This window comes from Neisseria lisongii, assembly GCF_028463985.1.
Classification (GTDB): domain Bacteria; phylum Pseudomonadota; class Gammaproteobacteria; order Burkholderiales; family Neisseriaceae; genus Neisseria; species Neisseria lisongii.
Genome location: NZ_CP116766.1, coordinates 921,248 through 945,846, shown reverse-complemented (window position 1 = coordinate 945,846; position 24,599 = coordinate 921,248). Strand labels below are relative to the sequence as shown.

Annotated in this window: 23 protein-coding genes, 1 other RNA gene, 1 pseudogene and 1 CRISPR repeat array (1 of these 26 cut by a window edge); of the genes and pseudogenes, 17 read left to right on the top strand and 8 right to left on the bottom strand. The window is 48.4% G+C overall.

What is annotated here, in order from left to right; genetic code table 11:
• Positions 1-140: 140 nt before the first annotated feature.
• The 4 genes from argB to PJU73_RS04245 all read left to right on the top strand — a co-directional run bounded on the left by argB (position 141) and on the right by PJU73_RS04245 (position 2,347).
• Positions 141-1,040, top strand: a complete 900-nt coding sequence (gene argB, locus PJU73_RS04260; protein WP_237091218.1) for an acetylglutamate kinase — start codon at positions 141-143, stop codon at positions 1,038-1,040.
• A 126-nt stretch (positions 1,041-1,166) separates the two neighbouring features.
• Positions 1,167-1,531: a transfer-messenger RNA gene (gene ssrA / locus PJU73_RS04255) on the top strand.
• 139 nt (positions 1,532-1,670) lie between these two features.
• Positions 1,671-2,039, top strand: a complete 369-nt coding sequence (locus tag PJU73_RS04250; protein ID WP_237091272.1) for a type II toxin-antitoxin system RelE/ParE family toxin — start codon at positions 1,671-1,673, stop codon at positions 2,037-2,039.
• A complete protein-coding gene (locus PJU73_RS04245; RefSeq protein ID WP_237091219.1) occupies positions 2,036-2,347 on the top strand; it encodes a helix-turn-helix domain-containing protein in 312 nt (103 codons plus the stop codon). Before PJU73_RS04250 ends, PJU73_RS04245 begins: the two co-directional genes overlap by 4 nt.
• Before the next feature lie 43 nt (positions 2,348-2,390).
• On the opposite strand, the gene PJU73_RS04240 is transcribed toward PJU73_RS04245, so the two are convergent.
• From PJU73_RS04240 to PJU73_RS04210, 7 genes are all read right to left on the bottom strand, one after another.
• On the bottom strand, positions 2,391-2,834 hold the full coding sequence (locus tag PJU73_RS04240; protein ID WP_237091220.1) for a prepilin-type N-terminal cleavage/methylation domain-containing protein: 444 nt from the start codon (positions 2,832-2,834) through the stop codon (positions 2,391-2,393).
• A 30-nt stretch (positions 2,835-2,864) separates the two neighbouring features.
• Positions 2,865-3,464 (bottom strand): pilus assembly PilX family protein, encoded by a 600-nt coding sequence (locus PJU73_RS04235; RefSeq protein WP_237091221.1) that lies wholly within the window; start codon positions 3,462-3,464, stop codon positions 2,865-2,867.
• The gene (locus PJU73_RS04230; protein ID WP_237091222.1) at positions 3,443-4,315 is read right to left on the bottom strand and encodes a PilW family protein; all 873 of its coding nucleotides are present in this window, start codon (positions 4,313-4,315) and stop codon (positions 3,443-3,445) included. Before PJU73_RS04230 ends, PJU73_RS04235 begins: the two co-directional genes overlap by 22 nt.
• A 5-nt stretch (positions 4,316-4,320) precedes the next feature.
• Positions 4,321-4,908 (bottom strand): type IV pilus modification protein PilV, encoded by a 588-nt coding sequence (gene pilV, locus PJU73_RS04225; protein ID WP_237091223.1) that lies wholly within the window; start codon positions 4,906-4,908, stop codon positions 4,321-4,323.
• 8 nt (positions 4,909-4,916) lie between these two features.
• Positions 4,917-5,558 carry a GspH/FimT family pseudopilin gene (locus PJU73_RS04220; RefSeq protein WP_237091224.1) on the bottom strand — a complete coding sequence of 214 codons (642 nt, stop codon included), beginning with the start codon at positions 5,556-5,558 and terminating at the stop codon, positions 4,917-4,919.
• A 182-nt stretch (positions 5,559-5,740) separates the two neighbouring features.
• Complete coding sequence (gene dnaB, locus PJU73_RS04215; protein ID WP_237091225.1) at positions 5,741-7,138, bottom strand: replicative DNA helicase; 1,398 nt, start codon at positions 7,136-7,138, stop codon at positions 5,741-5,743.
• A 402-nt stretch (positions 7,139-7,540) separates the two neighbouring features.
• Entirely contained in the window at positions 7,541-9,169 is a 1,629-nt protein-coding gene (locus tag PJU73_RS04210) for an ABC-F family ATPase (protein ID WP_237091226.1), read from the bottom strand.
• Positions 9,170-9,327: 158 nt separating this feature from the next.
• Between PJU73_RS04210 and PJU73_RS04205 the strand changes: the two genes are divergently transcribed.
• On the top strand, positions 9,328-9,525 hold the full coding sequence (locus tag PJU73_RS04205; protein ID WP_237091227.1) for a hypothetical protein: 198 nt from the start codon (positions 9,328-9,330) through the stop codon (positions 9,523-9,525).
• A gap of 178 nt (positions 9,526-9,703) precedes the next feature.
• Here PJU73_RS04205 and yhbY read toward each other — a convergent pair whose 3' ends face one another.
• Complete coding sequence (gene yhbY, locus PJU73_RS04200) at positions 9,704-9,988, bottom strand: ribosome assembly RNA-binding protein YhbY (protein ID WP_237091228.1); 285 nt, start codon at positions 9,986-9,988, stop codon at positions 9,704-9,706.
• Positions 9,989-10,098: 110 nt separating this feature from the next.
• Between yhbY and PJU73_RS04195 the strand changes: the two genes are divergently transcribed.
• The 12 genes and pseudogenes from PJU73_RS04195 to cas2 all read left to right on the top strand — a co-directional run bounded on the left by PJU73_RS04195 (position 10,099) and on the right by cas2 (position 22,557).
• Positions 10,099-10,719, top strand: a complete 621-nt coding sequence (locus PJU73_RS04195) for an RlmE family RNA methyltransferase (RefSeq protein WP_237091229.1) — start codon at positions 10,099-10,101, stop codon at positions 10,717-10,719.
• 49 nt (positions 10,720-10,768) lie between these two features.
• A complete protein-coding gene (ftsH, locus tag PJU73_RS04190; RefSeq protein WP_272903543.1) occupies positions 10,769-12,736 on the top strand; it encodes an ATP-dependent zinc metalloprotease FtsH in 1,968 nt (655 codons plus the stop codon).
• 167 nt (positions 12,737-12,903) lie between these two features.
• Positions 12,904-13,335, top strand: a complete 432-nt coding sequence (locus tag PJU73_RS04185) for a type II toxin-antitoxin system RatA family toxin (RefSeq protein ID WP_237091231.1) — start codon at positions 12,904-12,906, stop codon at positions 13,333-13,335.
• Positions 13,328-13,621, top strand: coding sequence for an RnfH family protein (locus PJU73_RS04180; protein WP_237091232.1), 294 nt, complete (start codon positions 13,328-13,330; stop codon positions 13,619-13,621). The genes PJU73_RS04185 and PJU73_RS04180 overlap by 8 nt, the downstream gene beginning before the upstream one ends.
• Positions 13,622-13,714: 93 nt before the next feature.
• Positions 13,715-14,293: an aminoacyl-tRNA hydrolase gene (pth, locus tag PJU73_RS04175; protein ID WP_237091233.1), complete on the top strand. Its 579-nt coding sequence runs from the start codon at positions 13,715-13,717 to the stop codon at positions 14,291-14,293.
• Positions 14,294-14,492: 199 nt separating this feature from the next.
• Positions 14,493-16,922 (top strand): CRISPR-associated helicase Cas3', encoded by a 2,430-nt coding sequence (gene cas3 / locus PJU73_RS04170; RefSeq protein ID WP_237091234.1) that lies wholly within the window; start codon positions 14,493-14,495, stop codon positions 16,920-16,922.
• A 21-nt stretch (positions 16,923-16,943) separates the two neighbouring features.
• Positions 16,944-17,660 carry a type I-C CRISPR-associated protein Cas5c gene (cas5c, locus tag PJU73_RS04165; RefSeq protein ID WP_237091235.1) on the top strand — a complete coding sequence of 239 codons (717 nt, stop codon included), beginning with the start codon at positions 16,944-16,946 and terminating at the stop codon, positions 17,658-17,660.
• A complete protein-coding gene (gene cas8c / locus PJU73_RS04160; RefSeq protein WP_237091236.1) occupies positions 17,657-19,639 on the top strand; it encodes a type I-C CRISPR-associated protein Cas8c/Csd1 in 1,983 nt (660 codons plus the stop codon). The genes cas5c and cas8c overlap by 4 nt, the downstream gene beginning before the upstream one ends.
• 31 nt (positions 19,640-19,670) lie before the next feature.
• Positions 19,671-20,531 (top strand): type I-C CRISPR-associated protein Cas7/Csd2, encoded by an 861-nt coding sequence (gene cas7c, locus PJU73_RS04155; RefSeq protein ID WP_237091237.1) that lies wholly within the window; start codon positions 19,671-19,673, stop codon positions 20,529-20,531.
• 1 nt (position 20,532) lies between these two features.
• Complete coding sequence (gene cas4, locus PJU73_RS04150; protein WP_237091238.1) at positions 20,533-21,135, top strand: CRISPR-associated protein Cas4; 603 nt, start codon at positions 20,533-20,535, stop codon at positions 21,133-21,135.
• A gap of 66 nt (positions 21,136-21,201) precedes the next feature.
• Positions 21,202-22,215: pseudogene (cas1c, locus tag PJU73_RS04145) on the top strand (type I-C CRISPR-associated endonuclease Cas1c).
• A 48-nt stretch (positions 22,216-22,263) separates the two neighbouring features.
• Positions 22,264-22,557 carry a CRISPR-associated endonuclease Cas2 gene (gene cas2, locus PJU73_RS04140; protein ID WP_237091239.1) on the top strand — a complete coding sequence of 98 codons (294 nt, stop codon included), beginning with the start codon at positions 22,264-22,266 and terminating at the stop codon, positions 22,555-22,557.
• A gap of 228 nt (positions 22,558-22,785) precedes the next feature.
• Positions 22,786-24,599: a CRISPR direct-repeat array (repeat unit 32 nt; unit sequence TCAGCCGCCTTCAGGCGGCTGTGTGTTGAAAC); it runs 214 nt beyond the window's last position.

Genomic DNA, 24,599 nt, shown 5'->3' with positions numbered 1-24,599 from the left:
TAAAGAGTTCCTTGCGGAATGTCTGCCATTTTAAAACATTTCCGTGCAATGATGAAACCTTTTACGCAGCGGCTTGTTTCAGACGGCCGTTGGTATTAATATCTACCGTATTTTTAAGAAAAACAATCCGAGGAGTATCCGTGAACCCAATCGAACATTTATCCGCAGCGGCTAAAGCCGCCGTGTTATCCGAAGCCTTGCCCTATATCCGCCGCTTTTCCGGTGCCACCGTGGTGGTGAAATACGGCGGCAATGCCATGATTGATCCCGCCTTGAAAGAAGGGTTTGCCAAAGACATTGTTTTATTGAAACTGGTCGGTATTAATCCCGTTGTGGTTCACGGCGGCGGCCCGCAAATCAACGATATGCTCAACCGCTTGGGCAAAGAAGGACAGTTTGTCCAAGGTATGCGGGTAACTGATTCGGAAACCATGGATATTGTCGAAATGGTCTTGGGCGGCCATGTCAATAAAGAAATTGTGTCGCTGATTAATATGCACGGCGGCAAAGCCGTCGGTGTTACCGGTCGGGACGGCCATTTTATCCGTGCCAAAAAACTGCTGGTGGATACGCCCGAACAGCAAAACATCGACATCGGCCGGGTCGGCGTGGTAGAGAGTATCGATACCGACCTGATTCAAGGCTTGGTCGAGCAAGGCCAAATTCCCGTGGTTGCCCCAATCGGTGTCGGTAGCAACGGCGAGGCATTTAACATCAATGCCGACTTGGTGGCGGGCAAACTCGCCGAGCGGCTGGGTGCGGAAAAGCTGCTGATGATGACCAACATCGCAGGCGTGATGGATAAAGCGGGCAATCTGCTGACCAATCTGACCCCGAAACGGATTGACGAGCTGATTGCTGATGGCACGCTCTATGGCGGTATGCTGCCGAAAATCAGTTCCGCCGTCGAAGCCGCCGTTAATGGCGTAAAAGCCACCCACATCATCGATGGTCGTGTGCCGAATGCCTTATTGCTGGAAATCTTTACCGATTCCGGTATCGGCTCGATGATTCTGGCACAAGAACGCAGCGGCGTTTGAGTGATACGATAGCAAACAGGCCGTCTGAAAACCGGTTTGGCATTGCCGCCGCCCGATTTTCAGACGGCCTCAAGCATTTCGCTTGGCAAGCAGGGGCAAACTGCGTATAATCGACTGTTCCTATCTGGGGGCGATCTTGGTTTCGACGGGGGTTGCGAAGCAGATGCGGGCATACCGGGGTCTCAGATTTCCCGTAAAACACTGAATCAAAATAGTCGCAAACGACGAAACTTACGCACTGGCCGCTTAAGGCCTGCCGTTGCAGCAGTTGGTCAATGGGCTGTGTAGTTTAGACTACCGCAACGTCATTTTACATTGACTGGTTTTCCGCCGGGTTACTTGTCGGAAAATAAGATTTAAGGTAACTGGTTTCCCAAGGGCCTGTCGGTCGGCGTGCGGGAAGCAAGATTTTTTAAATAGACACGACTAAGTATGTAGAACGCTTTGTAGAGGACTTTCGGACGGGGGTTCAATTCCCCCCGCCTCCACCAAATTCCAGAATATGTCGTAATACCCAAGCCGCTAAATTCATCAGGGATTTAGCGGTTTTTTTGTGTTGAGATACAGTATCTTGGTGTGTTGCAGAAGTGTTTGTCATGCTATAATGCTTAGCATGAATGAAAGGCTATCATACGGATATTCAAGAATAAATTCATTACCAAATTTGCCCGTAAGCAAGGCATAAGCGACCAAGAATTAAAAGAAACTGTAGCCAGAGCTGAAAGTGGCTTGGTTGATGCTGATTTGGGTGGCGGGGTAATCAAACAGCGTATTGCCAGAAAAGGGCAGGGCAAGAGTGGCGGCTATCGCAGCATTATTCTGTTCAAATGCGGGGATAAAGCATTTTTCGTTTACGGCTTTGCCAAAAGCGAGCGTGAAAATATCAGCCATGCAGAACTGATGGAATTTAAAACCTTTGCCGCTACATATCTGAATGTTAGCAGTATCCAACTGGACAGGCTGGTCGAATTGGGTATTTTTACGGAGATAACACCATGAAATATAAAAGTGAAGTAAGCGAAGTTTTACACGACTTGGCAGCCGGATTGCATCAAATCGGCGTAATCAGCGATAGTGAAATGAAACGTTACGACAAAGCACACCTGACTCAAGTCGAGCCACTCGCTCCCGCCGACATTAAAGCCATCAGAGAGCGGGAAGAATTGACCCAAGCGGCTTTTGCCATTCATCTGAATATCAGCAAAAACCAAGTTTCTGATTGGGAACGGGGAGTAAAGAAACCCAGCGGGACAGCCTTAAAACTGCTGACCTTGGTTAAAAATAAAGGTATTGAAGCCATTGCATAAATAGGCCGTCTGAAAACCATGGTTTTCAGACGGCTTTTTGTATCTATCGGATTGCTTGGCAATCGGCTCGTTCTGCGGGGTCGGTTGTGATATGGGGAGATTGACAGAGATAGCCGTGGCCTGCGTCGTCCAGCCAGACGGTTGGCAATGCAGGGTCTTTGGGCTGGGCGGTGAGATGGCTTTGGGTGTCGCTGTGGACGGCGCTGATGTGGTAATGGTCGGTTAAATCCTTGGGAACGGTGTCGTGTTTGAGCAGGCGGTCGAGGTATGCTTGGCGTTCTTGCAGCGACCAAGACGGGTTTTTCAGCAGTGCGGTTTGCCGGTTTTGGTGAATGCGGAGCAACTCGCTGTATGCCAAAGTTTGTCTGCCTTTGGCAAGGTGGTTTCGGTATTGGGTCAGGGCAAAGGCGGAGAGGGCGGCGGAGATGGCGAGGGCAATCATCATTTCCAGCAGCGACATTCCGCCGACGGTATTTGGATATTTCATCTTTTTCCTTATATATCAATAAAATATAATTTATTTATAGCCGATATATGATTGAATCATGGCGCTGGTGTAGGCGTTTTTGCCCCATGCTTGGGCGGTAATGCGGTACACGGGGGTATGGTTTTCGGGGTTGATTTTGATAAATTCGATGATGTATCTCGGTTTGGGTTTGCTGTTTTTGTGATTGAATATTCTACCGTTTTTTTCAAGACAGGTTTTTTTGCTGTCGCATTGCCGCAGCCATGCGGGTTGTGTGGGTGTGCCGGATACGGTGATGTCGGGGTAGTCGTGCGGGGAGACGGTATTGACGGCGCTGCATAAACCGTTTTGGCAATCGGCGCTGAAATGTTGTGCTTTGCCTGCCAAAGTTGCAGCATACTGTTCGCCTGCGCTGAGGGCGGCTTCTGCCAGACTGAGGGCGTAGCGGTGATCGGCATCGTTGGCGCTGATGCGCTGCTCGGTGTGGTAGGACTGCGAGGCGGCGATGCTGAACAGGGCGATTACCAACATCATCATTAATACAACAAATAAAACAATGCCTTGTTGTTTGGCGCAGCCTGCCGGTTGGGGTGTATTCAAACCGGTTTTAGCTTTGCAAAAACTCGTTTTCAGACGGCATCGGCGGTGCATTGGTTTGCTCCTCGGATATGGGCGGTGATGTCGGGTAGATAGAAACGGTGGCCGTCGGGGCTGGTCAGGCTGTTGCGGTTGAGGACGATTGTCAGCGCTTGCGGCGTGCCGTTTTGCAGGGTGCTGCTGTGGCGGAAAACGGGCGCGGAGCAGTCGCTGTAATCGGCGTAAAGATATTGGATTTGCCAACTGTTGATGTCGGCAATCAGCAGTTCGGGGCGGCTCCAGCCGCCGTTTTGCATACTCAGGCGGAACAGGCCGTTTTGCCCGTCTGCGCTGCCGACGGCGTAGGCATGGACGGTATAGCGCAGGGCGGAAATTTCGCCGGATTCGGCGGCGGAAATGTTCAATAATTTGTGAATCTGCTGCGGTTTGCCCGACGGGCGGACAAGGCTGGTGCAGCTGCTGAAAATATCGGCGTTTTCAGACGGCGTATCGCTGCCGTAGCGAAACAGCAGCACTGTACCCGAAGCGTGAAAACCGTCGGCGTTCAGCAGATTGGCGGAAAGGGCTTTTATCGGCTGCAACCATGCTTGTTTGTCCGAACGCAGGCTGAATGCGGCATGGTCGGCGGCGCTGTCGGCCGTTACGGTGTCGGCGTGTGCCGCTGCCATATTGAAACAGCCGAAACTGCCTGCCATACGTGCGTCCCGTGTAATTAGGGCGGCGGTATGCCGAATGTCTTGCTGCACAGCCAATCTTGCCGTTGCGGCTTGGTGCAGGCGGCGGCTGTTGGCATAAACCGACTGTATGGCAAGCAATACCAAAACTGCCAGTAGGCCGGCGATTAAAAATTCCATCAGGCTGAAGCCTTGAATGTGGTGGCGCAGGGGCGGGCTGTTCGACTTCATGCTGTTTACTCCGCAATCAAGGCCTGATGGCTGTAAACGTTTTGGGTATTTGCAGGCTGCCAAGCGATTTTAACGGCGCTCAGGCCGGTGCGCCGGTCGCAAAAGTCGTTGAACACACCGTTTTGAATATCGGGCGGAATGCCGGCGCTGTCGGCACAAATGCTGAAATAAATCTCGGTGTCGGGCAAAGCGGCGGCCAGTTCTTGTTGGAAACGGCAAAGGTGGATTTCCGCCAGCGTGCCGGAGTCGGCGGCGGTGTGTGTGGCGGCATGACAGGGGCGGACTTTTTGGGCGTTGCGGTGATACAGAACATGGGATTTCAGCAGCCTGCCGCTGTTTTTATCCTGAATCATTAAGGGATTGGCGGCAATATTTTCACTCAGGTTCTGCAGAATTTGGGCAACGGCGCTGTGTTGTTCGGCCGTGCGGACGGTTTGCACGCTGCGGGTTTGGTCGGACAAAAACGCCAAAATGCCGATGCTCAGAATCAGCATGGCAACCAACACTTCCGGCAAGGTGTTGCCGTGTATTTTGGGATTGGCAATGCCCGTTTTCAGACGGCCTTGCAAGCGGGAAGTCGGAGGATTGGACATCGTGGCACCTATTCGGTATAGCTGCAGCGCGGATTGTCGTCGGGGCGACAGGTGCTGACCCGGCCGCTGTGGTCGATAAGGACGATAGCGGCACGTTGGCGGCGTTGTTGCTGCGTATCGGCACGGCTGTCGGTCAGAATGATTTTGACGAGGCCGTCTGAAAAAGCAAAAGGGGCGGAAACATCGGGAGCGTGTCCGAAACGGCCGTCAGGCTGAAACAGCCAGACAGGGTCTTGAGCGTAAGCACTGCCGGAAAAACCGGTAACGGCAATACGGCTTGCCAAAGTGTCGCTGCCATTGCTGTTGAAAATCACCGTGCGTAGCGGTAGGTCGGTTTTGCGGGTATATGCCCGGTTGCGGTCGGCATCGGCAAAAGCGGCGATGCCCTGATTAAGGTAGCGGGTGTCGCAGTATTGATCAGGATTGCCGTCTTTACGGATTTGAACGGGACAGATATAGACGGGAAGATTGAGGCGGACGGCTTCATGACGGGCGAAACGGATCAGATTAGCCAACCGCTCCGCCTGCGCCACCACCCGCCGAGTTGCCGCCCAATGCACCATTTCGGGCAAGGCAATCACAGCGGTAATGGCGGCAAGCGCCATCACCACCAACAGCTCGATCAGCGTCAAGCCTTGTTGCCGGAACATGGTTTTCTCCTTCTGCTTTTGTATGATTAATTTAGCCGATATTGGCGGCTTTATTTTTATGGCATTTATCATACAAAATACATTGCAGGGCGGCAAGTATTAAAAAAACAGGCCGTCTGAAAATCGGGTTTTCTGATTTTCAGACGGCCTGTGTATGTGTGGAAACCGGTTTTCAGACGGCTTTAATCTTCTGCAGTATCAGGGGTAAAGGCGGAGTTGTCGAATTTGGTGAAGTGTCCCAACCATGTCAGATATACTTTGCCGGTCGGGCCGTTACGGTGTTTGCCGAGGATACATTCTGCCAAGCCTTTGTATTGGCTGTCGGCATTGTAGTATTCGTCTCGGTACATAAACATAATCAGGTCGGCATCTTGCTCGATGGCGCCGGATTCCCGCAAGTCGGACATCATCGGGCGTTTGTCGGTGCGGGATTCGACGGTACGGCTGAGCTGGGAGAGGGCAATCACCGGTACGTTCAATTCTTTTGCCAAGGCTTTGAGTGAGCGGGAAATTTCGCCCAGTTCGGAAGCTCGGTTGTCGCTGCGGCCGGAACCGCTCATCAGTTGCAGGTAGTCGATGACGATTAAGCCGAGTTTGCCGTTTTGCTGGCGGGCGAGGCGGCGGGCTCGGGCGCGCAGTTCCAATGCGGTCAGGCCCGGTGTTTCGTCAATGTAAATCGGTGCGTCCGACAGCTTGACTACGGCTTCGTTCAGATTGGCCCAATGTTCGTCCTGCAGGCGGCCGGTTTTTAAAACGCTTTGGTCCAGTCTGCCGACCGAGCCGAGCATACGCATTACCAGCTGTGCGCCGCCCATTTCCATTGAGAAAATGGCTACCGGTAGTTTGCTGTCGATGGCGACGCTTTCGGCGATGTTCACCGAAAATGCGGTTTTACCCATAGATGGGCGGCCGGCAACGATAATCAAATCGCCGGGCTGCAGGCCTGAGGTTTTTTTGTCCAAATCGATAAAACCGGTGGAAATGCCGGTTACTTCGTCCGGATTGTCTCTTGAATACAGCATATCGATGCGTTCGACCACTTCTTTTAAGAGCGCCGGCATTTCTAAAAAGCCTTGTTTGGAACGGGCGGTACTTTCGGCAATCTGGAATACTTTGTTTTCCGCTTCGTCCAACAGTTGTCCTGCGTTGCGTCCCTGCGGGTTGTAGGCACTGCGGGCGATGTCGGTCCCGACTTCTGCCAGTTGGCGCATAATCGAACGTTCGCGTACGATTTCGGCATAGCGGCGGATGTTGGCGGCCGAGGGGGTGTTTTGTGCCAGCGTAACCAGATAGTTAAAGCCGCCTGCGGCTTCGAGTTCGTCGTTGCGTTCTAAGGCTTCCTGCACGGTAATGATGTCGGCGGGGCGGCTTTCGTTAATCAGCGAGGCAATCGAACGGAAAATCAGGCGGTGTTCGTGGCGGTAGAAATCATCGACTGAAACCACATCGGCAATGCGGTCCCACGCTGAATTTTCCAGCAGCAGGCTGCCGATAACCGACTGTTCGGCTTCCATGGAATGCGGCGGCAATGCTAAGGCATTTTCAGACGGTGTATCAGAATAATCAGGGTAATCAGACATATCGGCGGCTCCGGGTAAATCGGTCAGTTCAGGCCGGATATTATACTCGGAATAGTGTCGGAAAGGTGGGCTTTGGCGATAAGCTGTGGTTGGTGAATAAACTGTTTCAGACTTTAGCTTTGCTGAAATTCACTTTGTTCATTTTAGCGAAACCTTCGGTTTTATAGTAAATCAACCGAAAAAAATATGACACTCCAACGAGCCACCCTTCCCCTAGCCCCTTCCCGCCAGCGGGACGGGGAACAAAGTGCAGGTGGACCAACTTAGCTTGCCGATTTGTACAGAAAATTCGGTGTTTTAACTATAGCTGTGCTGAAATTCACTTTGTTCATTTTCAGACGGCATGGTTAAGAAAAAAAGGGTTGAATCATCAACCCTTTTTGTGTTTTGGCGAATTTGGAATCAGGCGATGCCTTTTTTCTCCAGATAGCTTTCGTAGTCGCCCAGATAGTGTTCGTAGCCGCCTTTGCCGTCCAATTCGATGATTTGGGTGGCGAGCGAGGAGACGAACTGGCGGTCGTGGGAAACGAAAATCAGGGTGCCGTTGTATTTTTCCAGCGCCATGTTTAAGGATTCGATGCTTTCCATATCCATGTGGTTGGTCGGTTCGTCCATAACCAATACATTGGGTTTCAACAACAGCAGTTTGCCGTAGAGCATACGGCCTTTTTCGCCGCCGGAGAGAACCTGTACTTTTTTCACGACATCGTTGCTGCCGAACAGTAGACGGCCGAGCGTGCCGCGGATAACTTGTTCGTCGTCGCCTTCCTGACCCCATTGGCGCATCCATTCGCTCAAGTCCATATCGACATCGAAGTCGTTTTCATGGTCTTGCGGGTAATAGCCGATATTGGCTTTTTCCGCCCATTTGATGCTGCCGGAATCGGCTGCGATGCCTTCGGCGTATTGCGGGTCGAATGCGCCTGCCAAAAGTTTGAGCAAGGTGGATTTGCCGGCACCGTTGGGGCCGATGATGGCGAGGCGTTGTCCGGCTTCTAAAATGAAGTTCAGGTTTTTGAACAACTGGGTCTCAAAGCGTTTGGCCAAACCTTCTACTTCTACGGCTTGGCGGTGCAGCTTGGCTTTTTCGTCTGCTTCAAAACGGATATACGGATTTTGGCGGGTCGAAGGTTTGACTTCGACCATTTCCGATTTGATTTTGTCCGCCTGTTTCAGACGACTGGTTGCCTGACGGGCTTTGGATTTGTTGGCGGAGAAACGGGCGACAAATTCTTGCAGCTCTTGCAGTTTCTCTTTCGCTTTGGCATTGTCTTTCAACGCACGTTCACGGGATTGGGCGGAGGCAAGCATGTAATCATCGTAGTTGCCCGGATAGATGGTGATGGTGTTGTAGTCCAAATCCGCCATGTGGGTGCAGACTTCGTTTAAAAAGTGGCGGTCGTGCGAGATGATGATCATGGTGGAATCGTATTGGTTCAACACGCCTTCCAGCCAACGGATGGTATTGATGTCCAAGTTGTTGGTCGGCTCGTCCAAGAGCAGAACATCGGGTTTGGAAAACAGTGCCTGTGCCAGCAGCACACGCAGCTTGAAGCCCGGAGCGACTTCGCTCATCTGCGCATTGTGCAAGTCTTCGGAAATGCCCACGCCGCTCAACAGCTCGGCGGCACGGGCTTCGGCGGTGTAGCCGTCGTATTCGGCAAACTTGGCTTCCAGCTCGGCGGCTTTCATATAGTCATCTTCGGTGGCTTCGGGATTGGCGTAGATGGCATCCCGCTCGGTCATCGCCGCCCACATTTCGGTGTGGCCCATCATCACCACGTCTAAAACACGCATTTCTTCGTAGGCAAACTGGTCTTGGCGCAGCTTACCCAGCCGCACGCCGTTTTCAATCGCCACTTCGCCGGCGGTTTGTTCCAAATCGCCACCCAAAATTTTCATAAATGTGGACTTGCCCGAACCGTTCGCACCAATCAGGCCGTAGCGGTTGCCTTCGCCGAATTTGACAGATACATTTTCAAACAGCGGCTTGGCGCCGAACTGCATGGTAATGCCGTTGGTAGAAATCATGTTATATCAAACCTTTATCAATGATTTTTGTAGAAATTCCAGTAAACCTGCTAGATGTCGGGCGCAATGCCGCCCGTTGCAAACGGCTGAATTGTAGCATATTTTGCTATAATGCCGTCTGAAAATACGCTTTGGCGAAAGATGGGAAAGGAAAAACGATGGGTAGCGAAAAAATCTATTATGCGGTGGTGATTCTGATTTGCGCTGCTTCCATGCTGCTCAGTCCGTTTTTCTATCTGCGCCGCTCGGAACGGGGTGTCAAGTTGCAGCGTGCGCCACGCCGGTGGACACCGATTGTTGTCGCCAATTTGGTGATGATTGCGGCGGCGGTGTTTGTGTGGTGGCGTTGGTTTTAGTGGCAATGAGGGTGGCTGAACGTGAACTTTAAAACGGGGCGGAATTGGCCCGCCCTATTTTAAAGTTGGGGCGACATACGACAAGGCCGTCTGAAAACAGGGTTTATTGGGAAACGCTGTTTTCAGACGGCCTTAAGTGTTCAAATGAAGCCCATTATTGTCGTGAATTCACGATATATCAGGCTTCCAAGTTTTTCCGCCACAACACCAACAGTTTGCCGATATGCTGCACCAGTTGCGCATCAACCGCTTCGCACAAGGCTTCGCAGATGGCGATGCGTTCGGCACGGTCGTCGCCAAAAACACGGACTTTAATCAATTCGTGTGCCGTCAGCGCCGCATCGGTTTCTTTAATTACGGCTTCGGTCAAACCCTGCTGGCCGACCATCACCACCGGATGCAGATGGTGGGCTTGGGCTTTGAGGGCAAGAATTTCTTGGGTGCTTAATTTTTGGTCTGTCATGATTGCTTGGGATTGAAATAGTGAAAATAGGTTATTGTACGTTATTTAATGCTCATTCGGGAGAAAAATAACGTACAATGGCGCAGATATTTTTTGTTAAAGAAACGGTTATGGCAGTAAGATCGAAATCTTCCAAAGCGTGGCTGCACGAGCATGTCAATGATTATTATGTGCATATGGCGCAAAAAGACGGCTATCGTGCCAGAGCGGCATATAAATTGTTGGAAATCAATGAAAAAGACAAATTGATTAAACCCGGAACAGTGGTTGCCGACTTAGGCAGTGCGCCCGGCAGTTGGTCGCAGGTGGCGGCCAAGCTGGCGGGGAAAAGCGGCAAAGTGTTTGCGCTGGATATTCTACCGATGGAAGCGGTGGAGGGCGTTGAGTTTATTCAGGGCGATTTTCGGGAAAACGATGTGTTGGCGCAGTTTGAAGCATTGTTGGATAATCGCCCGCTAGACCTTGTAATTTGCGATATGGCACCCAATATGTCGGGTAATGCCGTTACCGATCAGGCAAGAAGTTTTTATTTGTGCGAACTGGCGCTGGATTTTGCCGCCGAACATTTGAAAACCGGCGGCCATTTTCTGGTGAAGGTGTTTCAGGGTAACGGTTATCAGGAATATATGGCAGCAATGCGGCAGATTTTCACCTCGGTGCAGACCCGCAAGCCTGAAGCTTCCCGCAATCGGTCCAGTGAGATTTATTTATTGGGCAAAAATAAACGCTGACAATACGGGCAGCGTGTTTTAAAATCTTTTTTCGTTTGACCTCTTCATTATGGAGCCTGAATCAGTGAGGAATACCATTAAAAATTTATTGATTTGGGTTGTTTTCGGCATCGGAGCGATTGCGGCGTTTAACGCTGTACAGAGCAAAAAAGAAGACAACCAGCAGATCGAATATTCGCAGTTTATCCAACAAGTCAATAAAGGCGAAGTGGCGAGTGTGAATATCGAAGGTTCGGTTATCGGCGGCTACCTGATTAAGGGCGAGCGCACCGATAAAAGCGAATTTTTCACCAACGCCCCGTTTGACAACCAACTGATTCCGACCCTGTTGGAAAAAGATGTCCGCTTCAAAGTCAAACCGGAAGAAAAACCGAGCGCATTGGCCAGCCTGTTTTACAGCCTGTTGCCGGTGTTGCTGCTGATTGGCGCATGGTTTTACTTTATGCGCATGCAAAACGGAGGCGGCGGCAAAGGCGGCGCATTCTCGTTCGGCAAAAGCCGCGCCCGCCTGCTGGACAAAGACACCAATAAAGTAACTTTTGCCGATGTTGCCGGTTGCGACGAGGCCAAAGAAGAGGTGCAGGAAATCGTCGATTACCTGAAAGCGCCGAACCGCTACCAGAGCTTGGGCGGACGTGTGCCGCGCGGCATTTTGCTGGCAGGCTCGCCGGGTACGGGTAAAACCCTGCTGGCAAAAGCGATTGCCGGTGAAGCAGGCGTGCCGTTTTTCAGCATTTCCGGTTCCGACTTTGTTGAAATGTTTGTCGGCGTGGGTGCCAGCCGTGTGCGGGATATGTTTGAGCAGGCCAAGAAAAACGCCCCGTGCATTATCTTTATTGACGAAATCGATGCCGTAGGCCGCCAGCGCGGTGCCGGTTTGGGCGGCGGTAATGATGAACGTGAGCAGACGCTGAACCAGCTGCTGGTGGAAATGGACGGCTTTGAAAGCAATCAAACCGTTATCGTGATTGCGGCGACCAACCGTCCGGACGTGTTGGATCCGGCATTGCAGCGTCCCGGCCGTTTCGACCGCCAAGTGGTTGTGCCGTTGCCGGATATCCGGGGGCGCGAGCAGATTCTGAATGTACACGCCAAAAAAGTGCCGTTGGACGAATCAGTTGATCTGACTTCGCTGGCACGGGGTACGCCGGGCTTTTCCGGTGCCGATTTGGCCAACTTGGTCAATGAAGCAGCGCTGTTTGCTGGCCGCCGCAACAAAACCAAAGTCGATCAAAGCGACTTTGAAGATGCCAAAGACAAAATCTACATGGGGCCGGAGCGTCGCTCGATGGTGATGCACGAAGACGAAAAACGTGCCACCGCCTATCATGAAGCCGGCCATGCCATTGTTGCCGAAAGCTTACCGTTTACCGATCCGGTGCATAAAGTAACCATTATGCCGCGCGGCCGTGCCTTGGGTCTGACTTGGCAGCTTCCGGAGCGGGACCGTATCAGCCTGTATAAAGACCAAATGCTGAGCCAACTCTCGATTCTGTTCGGCGGCCGCATTGCCGAAGATATTTTTGTCGGCAGAATTTCGACCGGCGCATCCAACGACTTTGAACGTGCAACTCAAATGGCTCGTGAAATGGTTACCCGCTACGGCATGAGCGACAAAATGGGCGTGATGGTTTATGCCGAAAACGAGGGCGAAGTGTTCTTAGGCAGAAGCGTAACCCGTTCTCAGAATATTTCGGAAAAAACCCAGCAGGACATCGATGCGGAAATCCGCCGCATTTTGGACGAGCAATATGCCGTTGCCTATAAAATTTTGGATGAAAACCGAGACAAAATGGAAGTAATGTGCAAGGCATTGATGGATTGGGAAACCATCGACCGTGATCAGGTGTTGGAAATCATGGCAGGCAAACAGCCCAGCCCGCCTAAAGATTACAGCCACAACGTCCGCAAAGAATCCGATAACGAAGCAGCACCGGTTGCGGAAGATAAAGCGGCCGAGCCTGTGGACACTTCCGAATCCGGCGACCATCCGCAGCAGCCTGAACACAAAGCATAAGCGGAACACTAAGCAACGGCAGCCCCGAGGGTTGCCGTTTTTCTTTGTGTAGAATGATTTGATTATGTTTTGTTTTGACTTTTTCAGACGGCATAATCAGGCAAAGTGTTTCTGAAAAAGCATTTAAATTCGTTTATAATGGCGTTTTTCCGAATGGTTCAAACCACATGAAAAAAGTAGAAAAAAGCGTGCTGGTGCTGCACAGTGCCAAGCAGATGTTCGAGCTGGTGGACAGAGTGGAAGATTATCCGCAGTTTTTGCCGTGGTACAGCAAAACCGAAATCATCGAACGCAGCGGCAACGAGCTGAAAGCCCGACTGTTTATGGACTATATGAAAGTGCGCCAGTCATTTGCCACGCATAACCACAATATTCCGGGGCAGGAAATCAAAATGGATTTGCTCGAAGGGCCGTTTAAAACCCTGCGCGGCACATGGCGTTTTATCGACTTGGGCGACGATATGTGCCAAGTCGAATTTAAATTGGAATACGATTTTGCCGGATCGGTGCTGTCGGCGCTGATTTCACCGGTGTTCAACCACCTTTCCGCCACGCTGGTGGACGCATTTATCAAAGAGGCCGACCGCCGTTATGCTTGAAATCGAAATTGTTTACGGCTTGCCCGACCGCCAAGTATTGCTGACCGTGCAGGCAGCAGAAGGCACAACCGTGCGCCAAGCCGTTATTGCAAGCGGTATCGACCGCCATTTTGACGGCATAGATGTCCACACCGTTCCGCTGGGTATTTTCGGCAAAAAAGTCAAAGACGATACCCCCGTGCGTGCCAACGACCGCATCGAACTCTACCGCCCGCTGTTAATCGACCCCAAAGAAGCCCGCCGCCGCAGAGTATTGGAAAAAGAAACAGCGGCAGAGGCCGTCTGAAAATCAGCAAAGCGGATTTCTGCGAAACTATATCGTGAATGCACAATCAAACCGCATTCGGCGGAAACCAAACATCATTCAGAGAAACAGAAAATGTCTAACCAAATCAAACTGATTGTCGGCTTGGGAAACCCCGGCCAAGAATACGAACAAACCCGCCACAACGCCGGTTTCTGGCTGTTGGACGAATTGGCGTGGAAATGGAAAGCCACGTTCAAAGATGAAAAGAAATTTCACGGCATGGCAGCGAGGGCGGCAGTTGAGGGCGGCGACGTATGGCTGCTCAAACCGCAAACCTTTATGAACCTTTCAGGCAAATCCGTGGCGGCACTGGCGCAGTTTTACAAAATCAAACCCGAAGAAATTCTGGTGGTACACGACGAACTGGATATCCCGTGCGGACGCATCAAATTCAAACTTGGCGGCGGCAACGGCGGCCACAATGGGTTGAAAGACATTCAGGCAAAATTAGGCACACCGAATTTCTACCGCCTGCGGCTGGGCATCGAACACCCCGGCGACAAAGCCTTGGTACACGCCCATGTCTTAAACAAACCCAGCGCCGAACAGCGCCAACAGATTGACGACAGCATCGCCAAATCCGTGCAGGGAATCCCCATGCTGCTGGCAGGCGACTGGGAAGGCGGACAGCGTTTTTTACACAGTAAATAAACCGCTGTTGCCGGAAAAATACAGTCAAGCCGTCTGAAAATTGGATAGAAGCCTAATGCTATATAGGTGGAACCAGAATTTCATATATAAATCAGTAAGATATAATGAATATGGCCAGGCGAATGCGTTCGTTAATCAATGGGCTGAATGTAATAGGTATGTTTGGAATAACGGGTATAAAATTTCTGAGAGCAATTTGATGAAATCAGCTTATATTGCGCATGTTCGGAAATCTGATAAAGTCGAACAGACTTTATTTACCCATTTAACCGAAACTGCTCAAATTGCATCAGCATTAACTGCGAAATTAAATTTAGATGCGGCTGGGGAATTGTTGGGGCTGATGCACGATTTTGGTAAGTATTCGAAAGTTTTCCAAAAATACATTATGGCGGTAACGGGGTTCGATCCGGATGCTGATGATTATGTCTTGCCTAACGGTAAAAAAATCGACCATTCTACGGCAGGTGCGCAATGGGTCTATCGGCAATTAAGCACCTGTAATCCAAATTTCGGTGAATTATTTGGGCAGATATTGGGGTTGTGCATTGCCTCTCATCATGGAGCAGGGCTGATTGATTGTTTGGATAGTGACGGCGAAAATATTTGGGGGAAACGATTAATTGATAAAGCTGATGAGGAAACTCATTTAACTGAATGTCTCATGAATGCGGATCAGGAGATTATTGAACAAGCGGAGGCATTGATTCAACCGGCTGCGAAGCAGTTATATCAAACCTTTAAAGATATTTTAAAAGAGCATCATCAAAAACTGGATAGTCGTCAAATCAATGAATTTTATCTTGGTTGTTTTACCCGATTTTTATTTAGCTGTCTGATTGATGCCGACCGAATTAATAGTGCTGATTTTGAATGTGAGCAACAAAAAGGTATTCGCACGCTTACGCAAAAAACCGATTGGCACTCCGCAATTGAACAATTAGAATATCATTTAAAACAATTTGAAATCCGTTACCCCATCGATAAAATTAGACAACAAATTTCAGACGGCTGTTTGAAACGCGGACAAACCGATGAGCAAAATATCTATACACTGACTGTTCCGACGGGCGGCGGTAAAACATTGGCAAGTCTGCGTTATGCCTTGCATCATGCCCAAAAGCATAGCCTTGACCGCATCATCTATATTATTCCCTATACTTCTATCATTGACCAAAACGCACAAGCCGTTCGCAATATTTTAGGCGAAGATTGGGTTTTGGAGCATCATTCTAATCTTGATCCTGAAAAACAAACTTGGCAGAACAAATTATTATCTGAAAATTGGGATAAGCCAATTGTATTTACCACGATGGTACAATTTTTAGATGCATGGTTTGCCGGAGGGACGCGAGGTGTCCGCCATCTTCATGCTATGACACGCAGTGTTTTGATTTTTGATGAAATTCAAACATTACCTATTAAATGTACATATTTGTTTTGCCATGTTTTAAACTGGCTGGTGCAATTTGGGAAAAGCAGTGTAATTTTGTGTACGGCAACACAACCTGTTTTAGATAAATTGCCTCACTCTAAATTCAATGGTCTAAGATTGCCTGATAATGCAGAAATTATGGAGAATGTGTCTGAATTATTCAATCAGTTAAAACGTGTTGATGTGCAGTTTAATAAAAAAACGCAAGGTTGGTCGGTAGAAGAGGCGGGCAGTTTTTTATTGCAGCAGTTTGAACGATATTCAAGCTGTTTGTTTATTGTTAATACCAAACGATGGGCAAAGGATTTATATCGTTATTGCCAAAATAATCAAATTGATCAAGAAGCATTATTTCATCTAAGTACCAATCAATGCGCCGCACACCGTAAAGCAATTCTAGATACCATTAGACAACGACTGCAGCAAAATCAGCCTGTTTTGTGCATCAGCACGCAATTGATTGAAGCAGGCGTAGATATTTCCATGAAATGTGTCATTCGGAGCTTGGCAGGCTTGGACAGTATTGCTCAGGCAGCAGGGCGGTGTAATCGTCATGGTGAATTGGGTCAGGAAAATAAAGGAGTTGTTTGGGTGTTGAATCTGCAAAATGAGCGTTTGCAAAATACACTCCCCGAAATTTTTGAAGCCCAGCAGCAGGCTTCCCGCAAAGAATTTGAACAAGTTGATGTATTATTACCTGAATATTTACAGCAATATTTCAAATATTATTTTTATCAACGTGCCGATGAAATGGTGTATCCATTAGCAGAGTATAAAGATAATTTATTTAATTGGCTGAGTAATAATGAGCGCAATATGACCCGATATTCATATAAGGAAAAGCAGTTTCCTTTGTTATTGAGACAGTCGTTTAAAAGCGCAGGGCAGAAATTTAATGTGATTGATGCGCCTACTCGTGCCGTGATTGTGCCGTATGGGAAAGGAAAAGATCTGATTGGAAGGCTGTGTTCCGAATGGAATCCGAAAGAAATGCGTGAAACTTTAGCAAAAGCACAGCGCTATAGCGTGAATGTTTTCCCTAATATTTTTAACCGTTTGCTTCACGATGAAAAAATTCGGGAGATTGCGGATACAGGCATTTACTATGTCGATTTAGTGGGTGAAAATTGTTATAGTGACGAATACGGTTTATCGGTAGATGAAGTCGGTTTGATGGATTTTCTATGTCATTAATGTGTAAGGAAAAGGATTGAGATGCGAAATCAAGTGAGTTTCAAAGTTTGGGGTAGACAGGCATTGTTTACTGATCCTGTTACAAAAATCGGCGGAGAAAAATTTAGTTATCAAATTCCTACCTATGAAGCCATTAAAGGTATATTAAAAAGCATTTATTGGAAACCTACATTGATATGGCATATCGACCGTATCCGTATCATGAAACCGATCCGAATGCAGAGCAAATCCATGAAACCGTTAAATTGGGATGGTGGCAATACTTTGGCATTATATACGTTTTTACACGATGTAGAATATCAAGTGGAAGCACATTTTACTTGGAACGAGCATTGGCAGGAATTGGCAGACGACCGAATCGACGGCAAACACTTTGCGATTACCAAACGTATGATTGAACGTGGCGGAAGACAGGATATTTTTTTGGGGACTCGAGATTGCCAGGGATATGTCGAACCATGCGTATTCGGAGAGGGAAAAGGTGCATATGACGATGTGGATGTATTGGCATTTGGGTTGATGTTTCACAGTTTCGGTTATCCTGAAGAAACCGGAAAAAATGAACTGATTAGCCGGTTTTGGGCCGCTAAAATGGAAAAAGGCATTATCGAACTTCCGCAAATTCATCAGCATGATAAACTGGAAACCCGGTTTATTCGAGAGATGCCGTCTGAAAAACCGTTTAACCGCAATAATGTCAAAAATGTGGAATATGAGGCAAGGGAGCTGGGGCTATGAGCTGGATGCGGAAACTGTATGAAACGTATGATTTTATTTCTAAGAAAGATTTACCGCATGATAAATTATTGACACCTATTGGACATACTGTTCAGACAGCACATATTGTCATTACACTCAGCGAATCAGGCTGTTTCCGAACGGCACATGTTTTACCGCCTAAAACCAACATCATATTGCCGGCTACTGAAAATTCGGAAAACCGAACCAGTGGCGAAGCGCCGCATCCGTTGGCAGATAAGATTCAATATGTTGCCAAAGATTATGCAGACTACGGTGGCCATAAAAAAGCTTACTTTGAAGGTTATTTGGCGCAATTAGAAAAGTGGTGCCATTCTGAGCATGGACACCCAAAAGTAAAGGCAGTTTTAGAATATGTCCGGAAAGGGCAAGTGGTTGCCGATTTGGTTCGTGCCAACGTTTTACCTGTGGACAATCATCAATTCTTGACCAAATGGAATCAACAGGGAGAAGTACCTGACATTTTCAATACTTTGCCGAAATCAGCTGATTTGGATTTTGGATCGGCATTGGTATGTTGGCAGGTTGAATCAGACAACGACCCTCAGACAAAAACATGGCTGGATCATGAAATTCATCAATCATGGATTGATTATTTGAAAGATCAGTCTGATAAAACAGGATTTTGTATCATTCAAGGGAAAGTAGCGCCTTTGGCGACCATGCATCCGGCCAAGTTACGCCATACAGGCGATAAGGCAAAGCTGATTTCTTCAAATGATACCAGCGGTTACACATTTCGTGGTCGAGCTTATCATGCCGATGATCTTGCCAGTATCTCCCGTGAAGCTTCTGCTAAAGCCCATAGTGCATTACGCTGGTTGATTGACAGACAAGGTATCCGCAACGGAGATCAAGTCATTGTGACGTGGGCAGTGTCGGGAGCAGATGTCCCGCAAGTATTTATAGAACCAACGGAATGGATTGACGATTGGGATAACCCCGATTTCAGTCCGCAATACACGGCCAATACGGATCAAACCAGGCAAGCAGAGCATACAGATGTTCAGCAGCATTCGCTTAATATCGGTTATCAAGCGGCTAAATTAATGAAACGGAAATTGCATGGTTATCAAGCCGGATTGTCCGAATCAGAGCAACTGTCTTTGCTGGTATTGGATTCGGCAACACCGGGACGGGCGGCCCTGACTTACTATCAAGAATTTCTTCCCAAAGATTATTTTGCCAATTTGGATGCGTGGATTGATGATTTTTCATGGTATCAACGTTACAGTATCCAAACTGACGATGCAAAAAAATCACAAAAAAACAGGATTGTTTGGGGCATGGCACCACCTTCGCCTTATACTGTTTTCGAAGCTGTGTATGGGAAATCAGCCGATAAAGATGGTAAGATTAAAAAGCAATTATACACTCGGTTATTACCAGTGATTTCGGGTGGCCCGGCTGTTAATATCCCTTATGATTTGGTGCGGCAGAGTTTTCAGACGGCCTGTAATCCTAACGGATATGAACATTGGGAATGGGAAAGAAACATTGGCGTAGCCTGTTCCTTATATCGAGGGTATTGTGCCCGCCATCAAAATTTATCGCAACGAAGGAGTTATGATATGAGCCTAGACTTAAATAATTGTTCGCGGGATTATTTATACGGCAGATTATTGGCCATCGCTGAAAACATAGAATCATATGCTTTGCGCCAGGCCGGAGAAAAGCGCTCCACTACCGCCGAGCGCTATATGCAACGTTTTGCCGAACGTCCGTTCAGCACTTGGCGGAATATCGAGTTGGCGCTCACCCCTTATCAGGAACGTTTGAGAAACCATGGGAAGGACACGGGTAGCCAGGCAATCGGTGAAATTATGGAATTGTTTGACGGTGCAGATTTTGTTAACGACAGTAAATTAAGCGGTGAGTTTTTATTGGGTTATCATTGTCAGAAAATGGCCATCGCCAAACGGATTGCTGAATTGAGTAATAAATCAAATAATGATTAAATCAGATTGAAATAAATAAGGATTTTCCAAAATGAATCATGTACTGACTACTTCTTCATTAAGCAAAAAAATCGATTTTGCCTTAATTATTAAAGTAAATCATGCCAATCCGAACGGCGATCCGCTAAACGGTAACCGGCCGCGTACCGATTTTCAAGGTTATGGCGAAATGACTGATGTGTGTCTGAAACGTAAAATCCGTGACCGCTTGCAAGATTTTGGGGAAAACATTTTTGTGCAATCTGACGAAAAGAAAACAGACGGGATGACCAGTCTTGCCAACCGTGCCAAAGACAAAGAAGTCGGTTTGGGAGCAGATGCGTTTAATGGTAAAAAAGCCAATAAAGATGAAACTGCTAAAAAAGCCTGTGAAAAATGGTTGGATGTCCGCAGTTTCGGGCAAGTATTTGCCTTTAGCGGCGATGGTAAAGACGGTGTTTCCATTGCGGTGAGAGGTCCTGTAACCATTCAATCCGCATTCAGTGTCGAACCGGTTACCGTTACCAGTACGCAAATTACCAAAAGTGTCAGCGGGGAAGGCGACGGCAGTAAGAAAAGTTCCGATACGATGGGCATGAAACACCGTATTGATCATGGGATTTACGTTACCTATGGTGCGATGTCGCCCCAACTGGCAGAACGCACGGGCTTTTCTGATGAAGATGCAGCAAAAATCAAAACGGTTTTAACCAAACTGTTTGAAGGCGATGCGTCGTCAGCCCGACCTGACGGCAGTATGCAGGTATTAAAATTGATTTGGTGGGAACACGATTGCAAATCCGGACAATATTCTTCCGCCAAAGTACACAGCAGCCTGAATGTTGATACAGACGGCAGTTATACTCTGGCTGCTTTAGACGGTTTGATTCCGGAAGAGATTGACGGATTTTAAGATGCTTATCCCACTTTCCGCCCTGCAACATTACGCTTTTTGCCCGCGTCAGTGTGCCTTGATTCATAACGAACAGGCGTGGGCGGAAAATATTTTGACGGCACAAGGCAATGCGTTACACGAGCGTGTTGATTCAGGTGAACCTGAAACCCGTAAAGGGGTACGTTTTGAGCGCAGTGTTCATGTGTCGGCAGAGTGTTTGGGCTTGTCGGGCATTTTAGATTTGGTGGAACACGATTTGGCTTCGGGTTACTTGAAGCCAGTCGAATATAAGCGTGGCAAGCCCAAACCGACGGCTATGGATGAAATCCAATTGTGTGCCGGGGCATTGTGTTTGGAAGAAATGACCGGAAAACATATCATGGAAGGAGCGCTTTGGTACGGTCAAACCAGACACCGCCATGCAGTCGCATTTTCAGACGGCCTGAGAGCGCAAACTTTGGATACGGTTCGTCAGGTTCAGGTATTATTGGAGAGCGGCAGCACACCGCCGCCGGTTTACGGAAAACATTGTAAAGCCTGCTCATTATTGGATATTTGCCGCCCCAAATTATTTAAATCGGATCAATCCAAACGTTATGTCAGAGAATTATTTGAAATTTAATGCCGTCTGAAAATCCCTCTACTGCAAACCAATATCTTATATTTGAGAGCAATCTGGGTTAAAACGATGAAAAAACTGCAGAATACTCTTTACATTACCACTCAGGGCAGCTATTTACACAAAGAGCGGGAAACCTTAGTAGTCGAACAGGAACGCAGAAAAGTAGCACAGTTACCGATTCATTCTATCGGACATATTTTCTGCTTTGGTAACGTCATGGTATCGCCGTATCTTATGGGTTTTTGCGGAGAAAAAGGCGTAAACTTAGTATTTTTCAGTGAACACGGGCGTTTTTTAGCAAGATTGCAAGGCAGGCAAAGCGGCAACGTTTTTTTGCGGCGAGCGCAATACAAATGTTCCGAAACCAATCCGATTGCCATTGCCAAAAACATTATCGCAGCCAAAATCCAATCCCAAAAACGCCTGTTGCAACGTCATATCCGCAATCACGGAAACCAACCGGAGGTGCAGTCTGCTATTTTATCGCTGACATACAGCGTGCAGCAGCTCAAACAGGCCGATACCTTGCCACTGATACGAGGCATCGAAGGCGATGCAGCCGCACGGTATTTCGGCGTGTTCCAAAATTTGATTTCCCAAAAAAGCGGCTTTATATTCCAAGGCCGCAACCGAAGACCGCCAAAAGATGGTATGAATGCCTTATTATCCTTCTTATACAGCATATTGGGGAGAGACATCAGCGGCGCATTGCAAGGCATAGGGCTTGACCCGCAGGTAGGCTTTTTGCATGCCGACCGTTCGGGGAGAGACAGTTTGGCTCAAGATATTTTGGAAGAGTTCCGGGCATGGTGGGCAGACAGTATGGTGCTGGCCTTAATTAACCGAGGATAAATTAAACCTACTGATTTTGTTCAGGAAGTCAGTGGCGCAGTCAATATTAAAGAAGATACCCGCAAACTGATTTTCAAAACACTGCAAGCAAAAAAACAGGAAAAAATAATACATCCGTTTCTACAGGAAGAAATCACTGTCGGATTATTGCCTCATATCCAAGCCCTGCTGCTCGCACGCCATCTGCGTGGCGATTTGGCAGAATACCCACCGTTTTTAGTACGTTAAATAACGGCAGGCCGTCTGAAAACTTATGTCTTTTTAGAGCCAATAAACATGTTGATGCTGATTACCTACGATATATCCTTGGCAGACAAAGCGGGTAAAACACGGTTGCGACAAATTGCCAAACACTGCCTTGATTACGGCGTACGCGTACAATATTCCGTATTTGAATGCGATATTGCACCTGATCAATGGGTTGTCTTAAGAGAAAAACTACTAAAAACCTATAACCCAAAAACCGATAGCCTGCGCTTTTACCACCTAGGCAGCAAATGGCGTAGGAAAGTAGAACATCATGGCACAAAAATTGCAATTGATATTTTCCAAGATACTTTGATTTTATAGCAGAGACTAAAATCAGCTATTTTCACATTTCAATTAATCCATCGCTAACCTGTAGTAATCATAGAAAGCTTTGTAAGTTAGCGATGAATATAGTTCTTTAATAATCAATATATTATTTGATAACATTGTGTCAATATTTCCGATTGTGGTATATTTTATCCAATTTTTTGAGGGATTAGCGAAAACAGGTATTCAAAACCTGATACAGCAAGGCTCTCAAAAAAGGCTTCAGCCGCCTTCAGGCGGCTGTGTGTTGAAACGGAAACCGTGATTGCTTTGGGCAGACATCTTGATGTCAGCCGCCTTCAGGCGGCTGTGTGTTGAAACGGCACGTGTGCAAACGGTTTCCCAAACCGCCGCCTCAGCCGCCTTCAGGCGGCTGTGTGTTGAAACTAAACGAAAGGGGAAAAAAAATTATGTAAATACCATCAGCCGCCTTCAGGCGGCTGTGTGTTGAAACTATGTCAAACCTTATTAAATAATATGTTATCCATCAGCCGCCTTCAGGCGGCTGTGTGTTGAAACAAAAACCATTTTTCACTTCACGTTTTCAAAATTTTTCAGCCGCCTTCAGGCGGCTGTGTGTTGAAACACAACCGCAATTTCCGTTTTCGAATAACGGGGCGGTCAGCCGCCTTCAGGCGGCTGTGTGTTGAAACTCCTTAATGCGCTAAGGTTAAATACAGAAACGCTGTCAGCCGCCTTCAGGCGGCTGTGTGTTGAAACGATTTTGGTCTGCAATGCCTGACGCTGTCCGGCTCAGCCGCCTTCAGGCGGCTGTGTGTTGAAACCTCCTCCAACAGCTTAAACTGTTCATCGCTGAATCAGCCGCCTTCAGGCGGCTGTGTGTTGAAACCGTTCTAGCACATCTGAAAATCAATGACTTAACCCATGTTCAGCCGCCTTCAGGCGGCTGTGTGTTGAAACAGGTAGTCTTGCAGGTTGCAGTCGAAAGCAGCAACTCAGCCGCCTTCAGGCGGCTGTGTGTTGAAACACGGCAACCGAAAAAGAGGGCAGGCTTTCGGCATTCAGCCGCCTTCAGGCGGCTGTGTGTTGAAACGGCACCCGGTGCGAAAAATTCGGCGGCGGCATACTCAGCCGCCTTCAGGCGGCTGTGTGTTGAAACAATTTACTGTGGCGGCAAACTGAAAAACGGATAATCAGCCGCCTTCAGGCGGCTGTGTGTTGAAACTACTTATCATTTCGGGGGTGTGGTATTTACGAAATCAGCCGCCTTCAGGCGGCTGTGTGTTGAAACACGCTGGATTGACTTGGCAGACAAGCAGCGTGAATCAGCCGCCTTCAGGCGGCTGTGTGTTGAAACCCCTCCCGCTGGGCTGCCTTGAACTGAAGTTTCAGATCAGCCGCCTTCAGGCGGCTGTGTGTTGAAACCTTCCGCTGCTTGTTTTCTGCTTCCATCTGCTCCCTCAGCCGCCTTCAGGCGGCTGTGTGTTGAAACGCAATCGTTTAGAAATTTTGAAAACGTGATGGTCATCAGCCGCCTTCAGGCGGCTGTGTGTTGAAACAAGCATACTCTGCCAGCCGTATTGCAACGCTGCTTCAGCCGCCTTCAGGCGGCTGTGTGTTGAAACAAACCAAACTCTTCTTTAAACAGGCGAATGGCTTCTCAGCCGCCTTCAGGCGGCTGTGTGTTGAAACAACTTCGGGCGGGGCGTTGATTTTCGTGTCCCGTCAGCCGCCTTCAGGCGGCTGTGTGTTGAAACTGACGACTGATTTAGCGCTGGGCCATACCAATAGTCAGCCGCCTTCAGGCGGCTGTGTGTTGAAACCATCACTTCGGGTGGTGCAACGACCGCAGCACCATCAGCCGCCTTCAGGCGGCTGTGTGTTGAAACAAAACAAGGAAGCCCGACCTGTCGGACGCAAAGAAATCAGCCGCCTTCAGGCGGCTGTGTGTTGAAACTTATTGCTCAAGTCCGTAAAAAAACGCCACTCCCTCAGCCGCCTTCAGGCGGCTGTGTGTTGAAACGTTCGGTATGGGTTGGTTGGGCTTGGAGTGTCTGTTCAGCCGCCTTCAGGCG

What these genes read in the sequence shown, in the direction of transcription:
- PJU73_RS04245 (WP_237091219.1), top strand. Translation starts at nt 2,036, where the DNA reads ATGAAATATAAAAGTGAAGTAAGCGAAGTTTTACACGACTTGGCAGCC.
- PJU73_RS04240 (WP_237091220.1), bottom strand. Translation starts at nt 2,834, where the DNA reads ATGAAATATCCAAATACCGTCGGCGGAATGTCGCTGCTGGAAATGATG.
- PJU73_RS04235 (WP_237091221.1), bottom strand. Translation starts at nt 3,464, where the DNA reads ATGCACCGCCGATGCCGTCTGAAAACGAGTTTTTGCAAAGCTAAAACC.
- PJU73_RS04230 (WP_237091222.1), bottom strand. Translation starts at nt 4,315, where the DNA reads ATGAAGTCGAACAGCCCGCCCCTGCGCCACCACATTCAAGGCTTCAGC.
- pilV (WP_237091223.1), bottom strand. Translation starts at nt 4,908, where the DNA reads ATGTCCAATCCTCCGACTTCCCGCTTGCAAGGCCGTCTGAAAACGGGC.
- PJU73_RS04220 (WP_237091224.1), bottom strand. Translation starts at nt 5,558, where the DNA reads ATGTTCCGGCAACAAGGCTTGACGCTGATCGAGCTGTTGGTGGTGATG.
- dnaB (WP_237091225.1), bottom strand. Translation starts at nt 7,138, where the DNA reads ATGTCTGATTACCCTGATTATTCTGATACACCGTCTGAAAATGCCTTA.
- PJU73_RS04210 (WP_237091226.1), bottom strand. Translation starts at nt 9,169, where the DNA reads ATGATTTCTACCAACGGCATTACCATGCAGTTCGGCGCCAAGCCGCTG.
- PJU73_RS04205 (WP_237091227.1), top strand. Translation starts at nt 9,328, where the DNA reads ATGGGTAGCGAAAAAATCTATTATGCGGTGGTGATTCTGATTTGCGCT.
- yhbY (WP_237091228.1), bottom strand. Translation starts at nt 9,988, where the DNA reads ATGACAGACCAAAAATTAAGCACCCAAGAAATTCTTGCCCTCAAAGCC.
- PJU73_RS04195 (WP_237091229.1), top strand. Translation starts at nt 10,099, where the DNA reads ATGGCAGTAAGATCGAAATCTTCCAAAGCGTGGCTGCACGAGCATGTC.
- ftsH (WP_272903543.1), top strand. Translation starts at nt 10,769, where the DNA reads ATGGAGCCTGAATCAGTGAGGAATACCATTAAAAATTTATTGATTTGG.
- PJU73_RS04185 (WP_237091231.1), top strand. Translation starts at nt 12,904, where the DNA reads ATGAAAAAAGTAGAAAAAAGCGTGCTGGTGCTGCACAGTGCCAAGCAG.
- PJU73_RS04180 (WP_237091232.1), top strand. Translation starts at nt 13,328, where the DNA reads ATGCTTGAAATCGAAATTGTTTACGGCTTGCCCGACCGCCAAGTATTG.
- pth (WP_237091233.1), top strand. Translation starts at nt 13,715, where the DNA reads ATGTCTAACCAAATCAAACTGATTGTCGGCTTGGGAAACCCCGGCCAA.
- cas3 (WP_237091234.1), top strand. Translation starts at nt 14,493, where the DNA reads ATGAAATCAGCTTATATTGCGCATGTTCGGAAATCTGATAAAGTCGAA.
- cas5c (WP_237091235.1), top strand. Translation starts at nt 16,944, where the DNA reads ATGCGAAATCAAGTGAGTTTCAAAGTTTGGGGTAGACAGGCATTGTTT.
- cas8c (WP_237091236.1), top strand. Translation starts at nt 17,657, where the DNA reads ATGAGCTGGATGCGGAAACTGTATGAAACGTATGATTTTATTTCTAAG.
- cas7c (WP_237091237.1), top strand. Translation starts at nt 19,671, where the DNA reads ATGAATCATGTACTGACTACTTCTTCATTAAGCAAAAAAATCGATTTT.
- cas4 (WP_237091238.1), top strand. Translation starts at nt 20,533, where the DNA reads ATGCTTATCCCACTTTCCGCCCTGCAACATTACGCTTTTTGCCCGCGT.
- cas2 (WP_237091239.1), top strand. Translation starts at nt 22,264, where the DNA reads ATGTTGATGCTGATTACCTACGATATATCCTTGGCAGACAAAGCGGGT.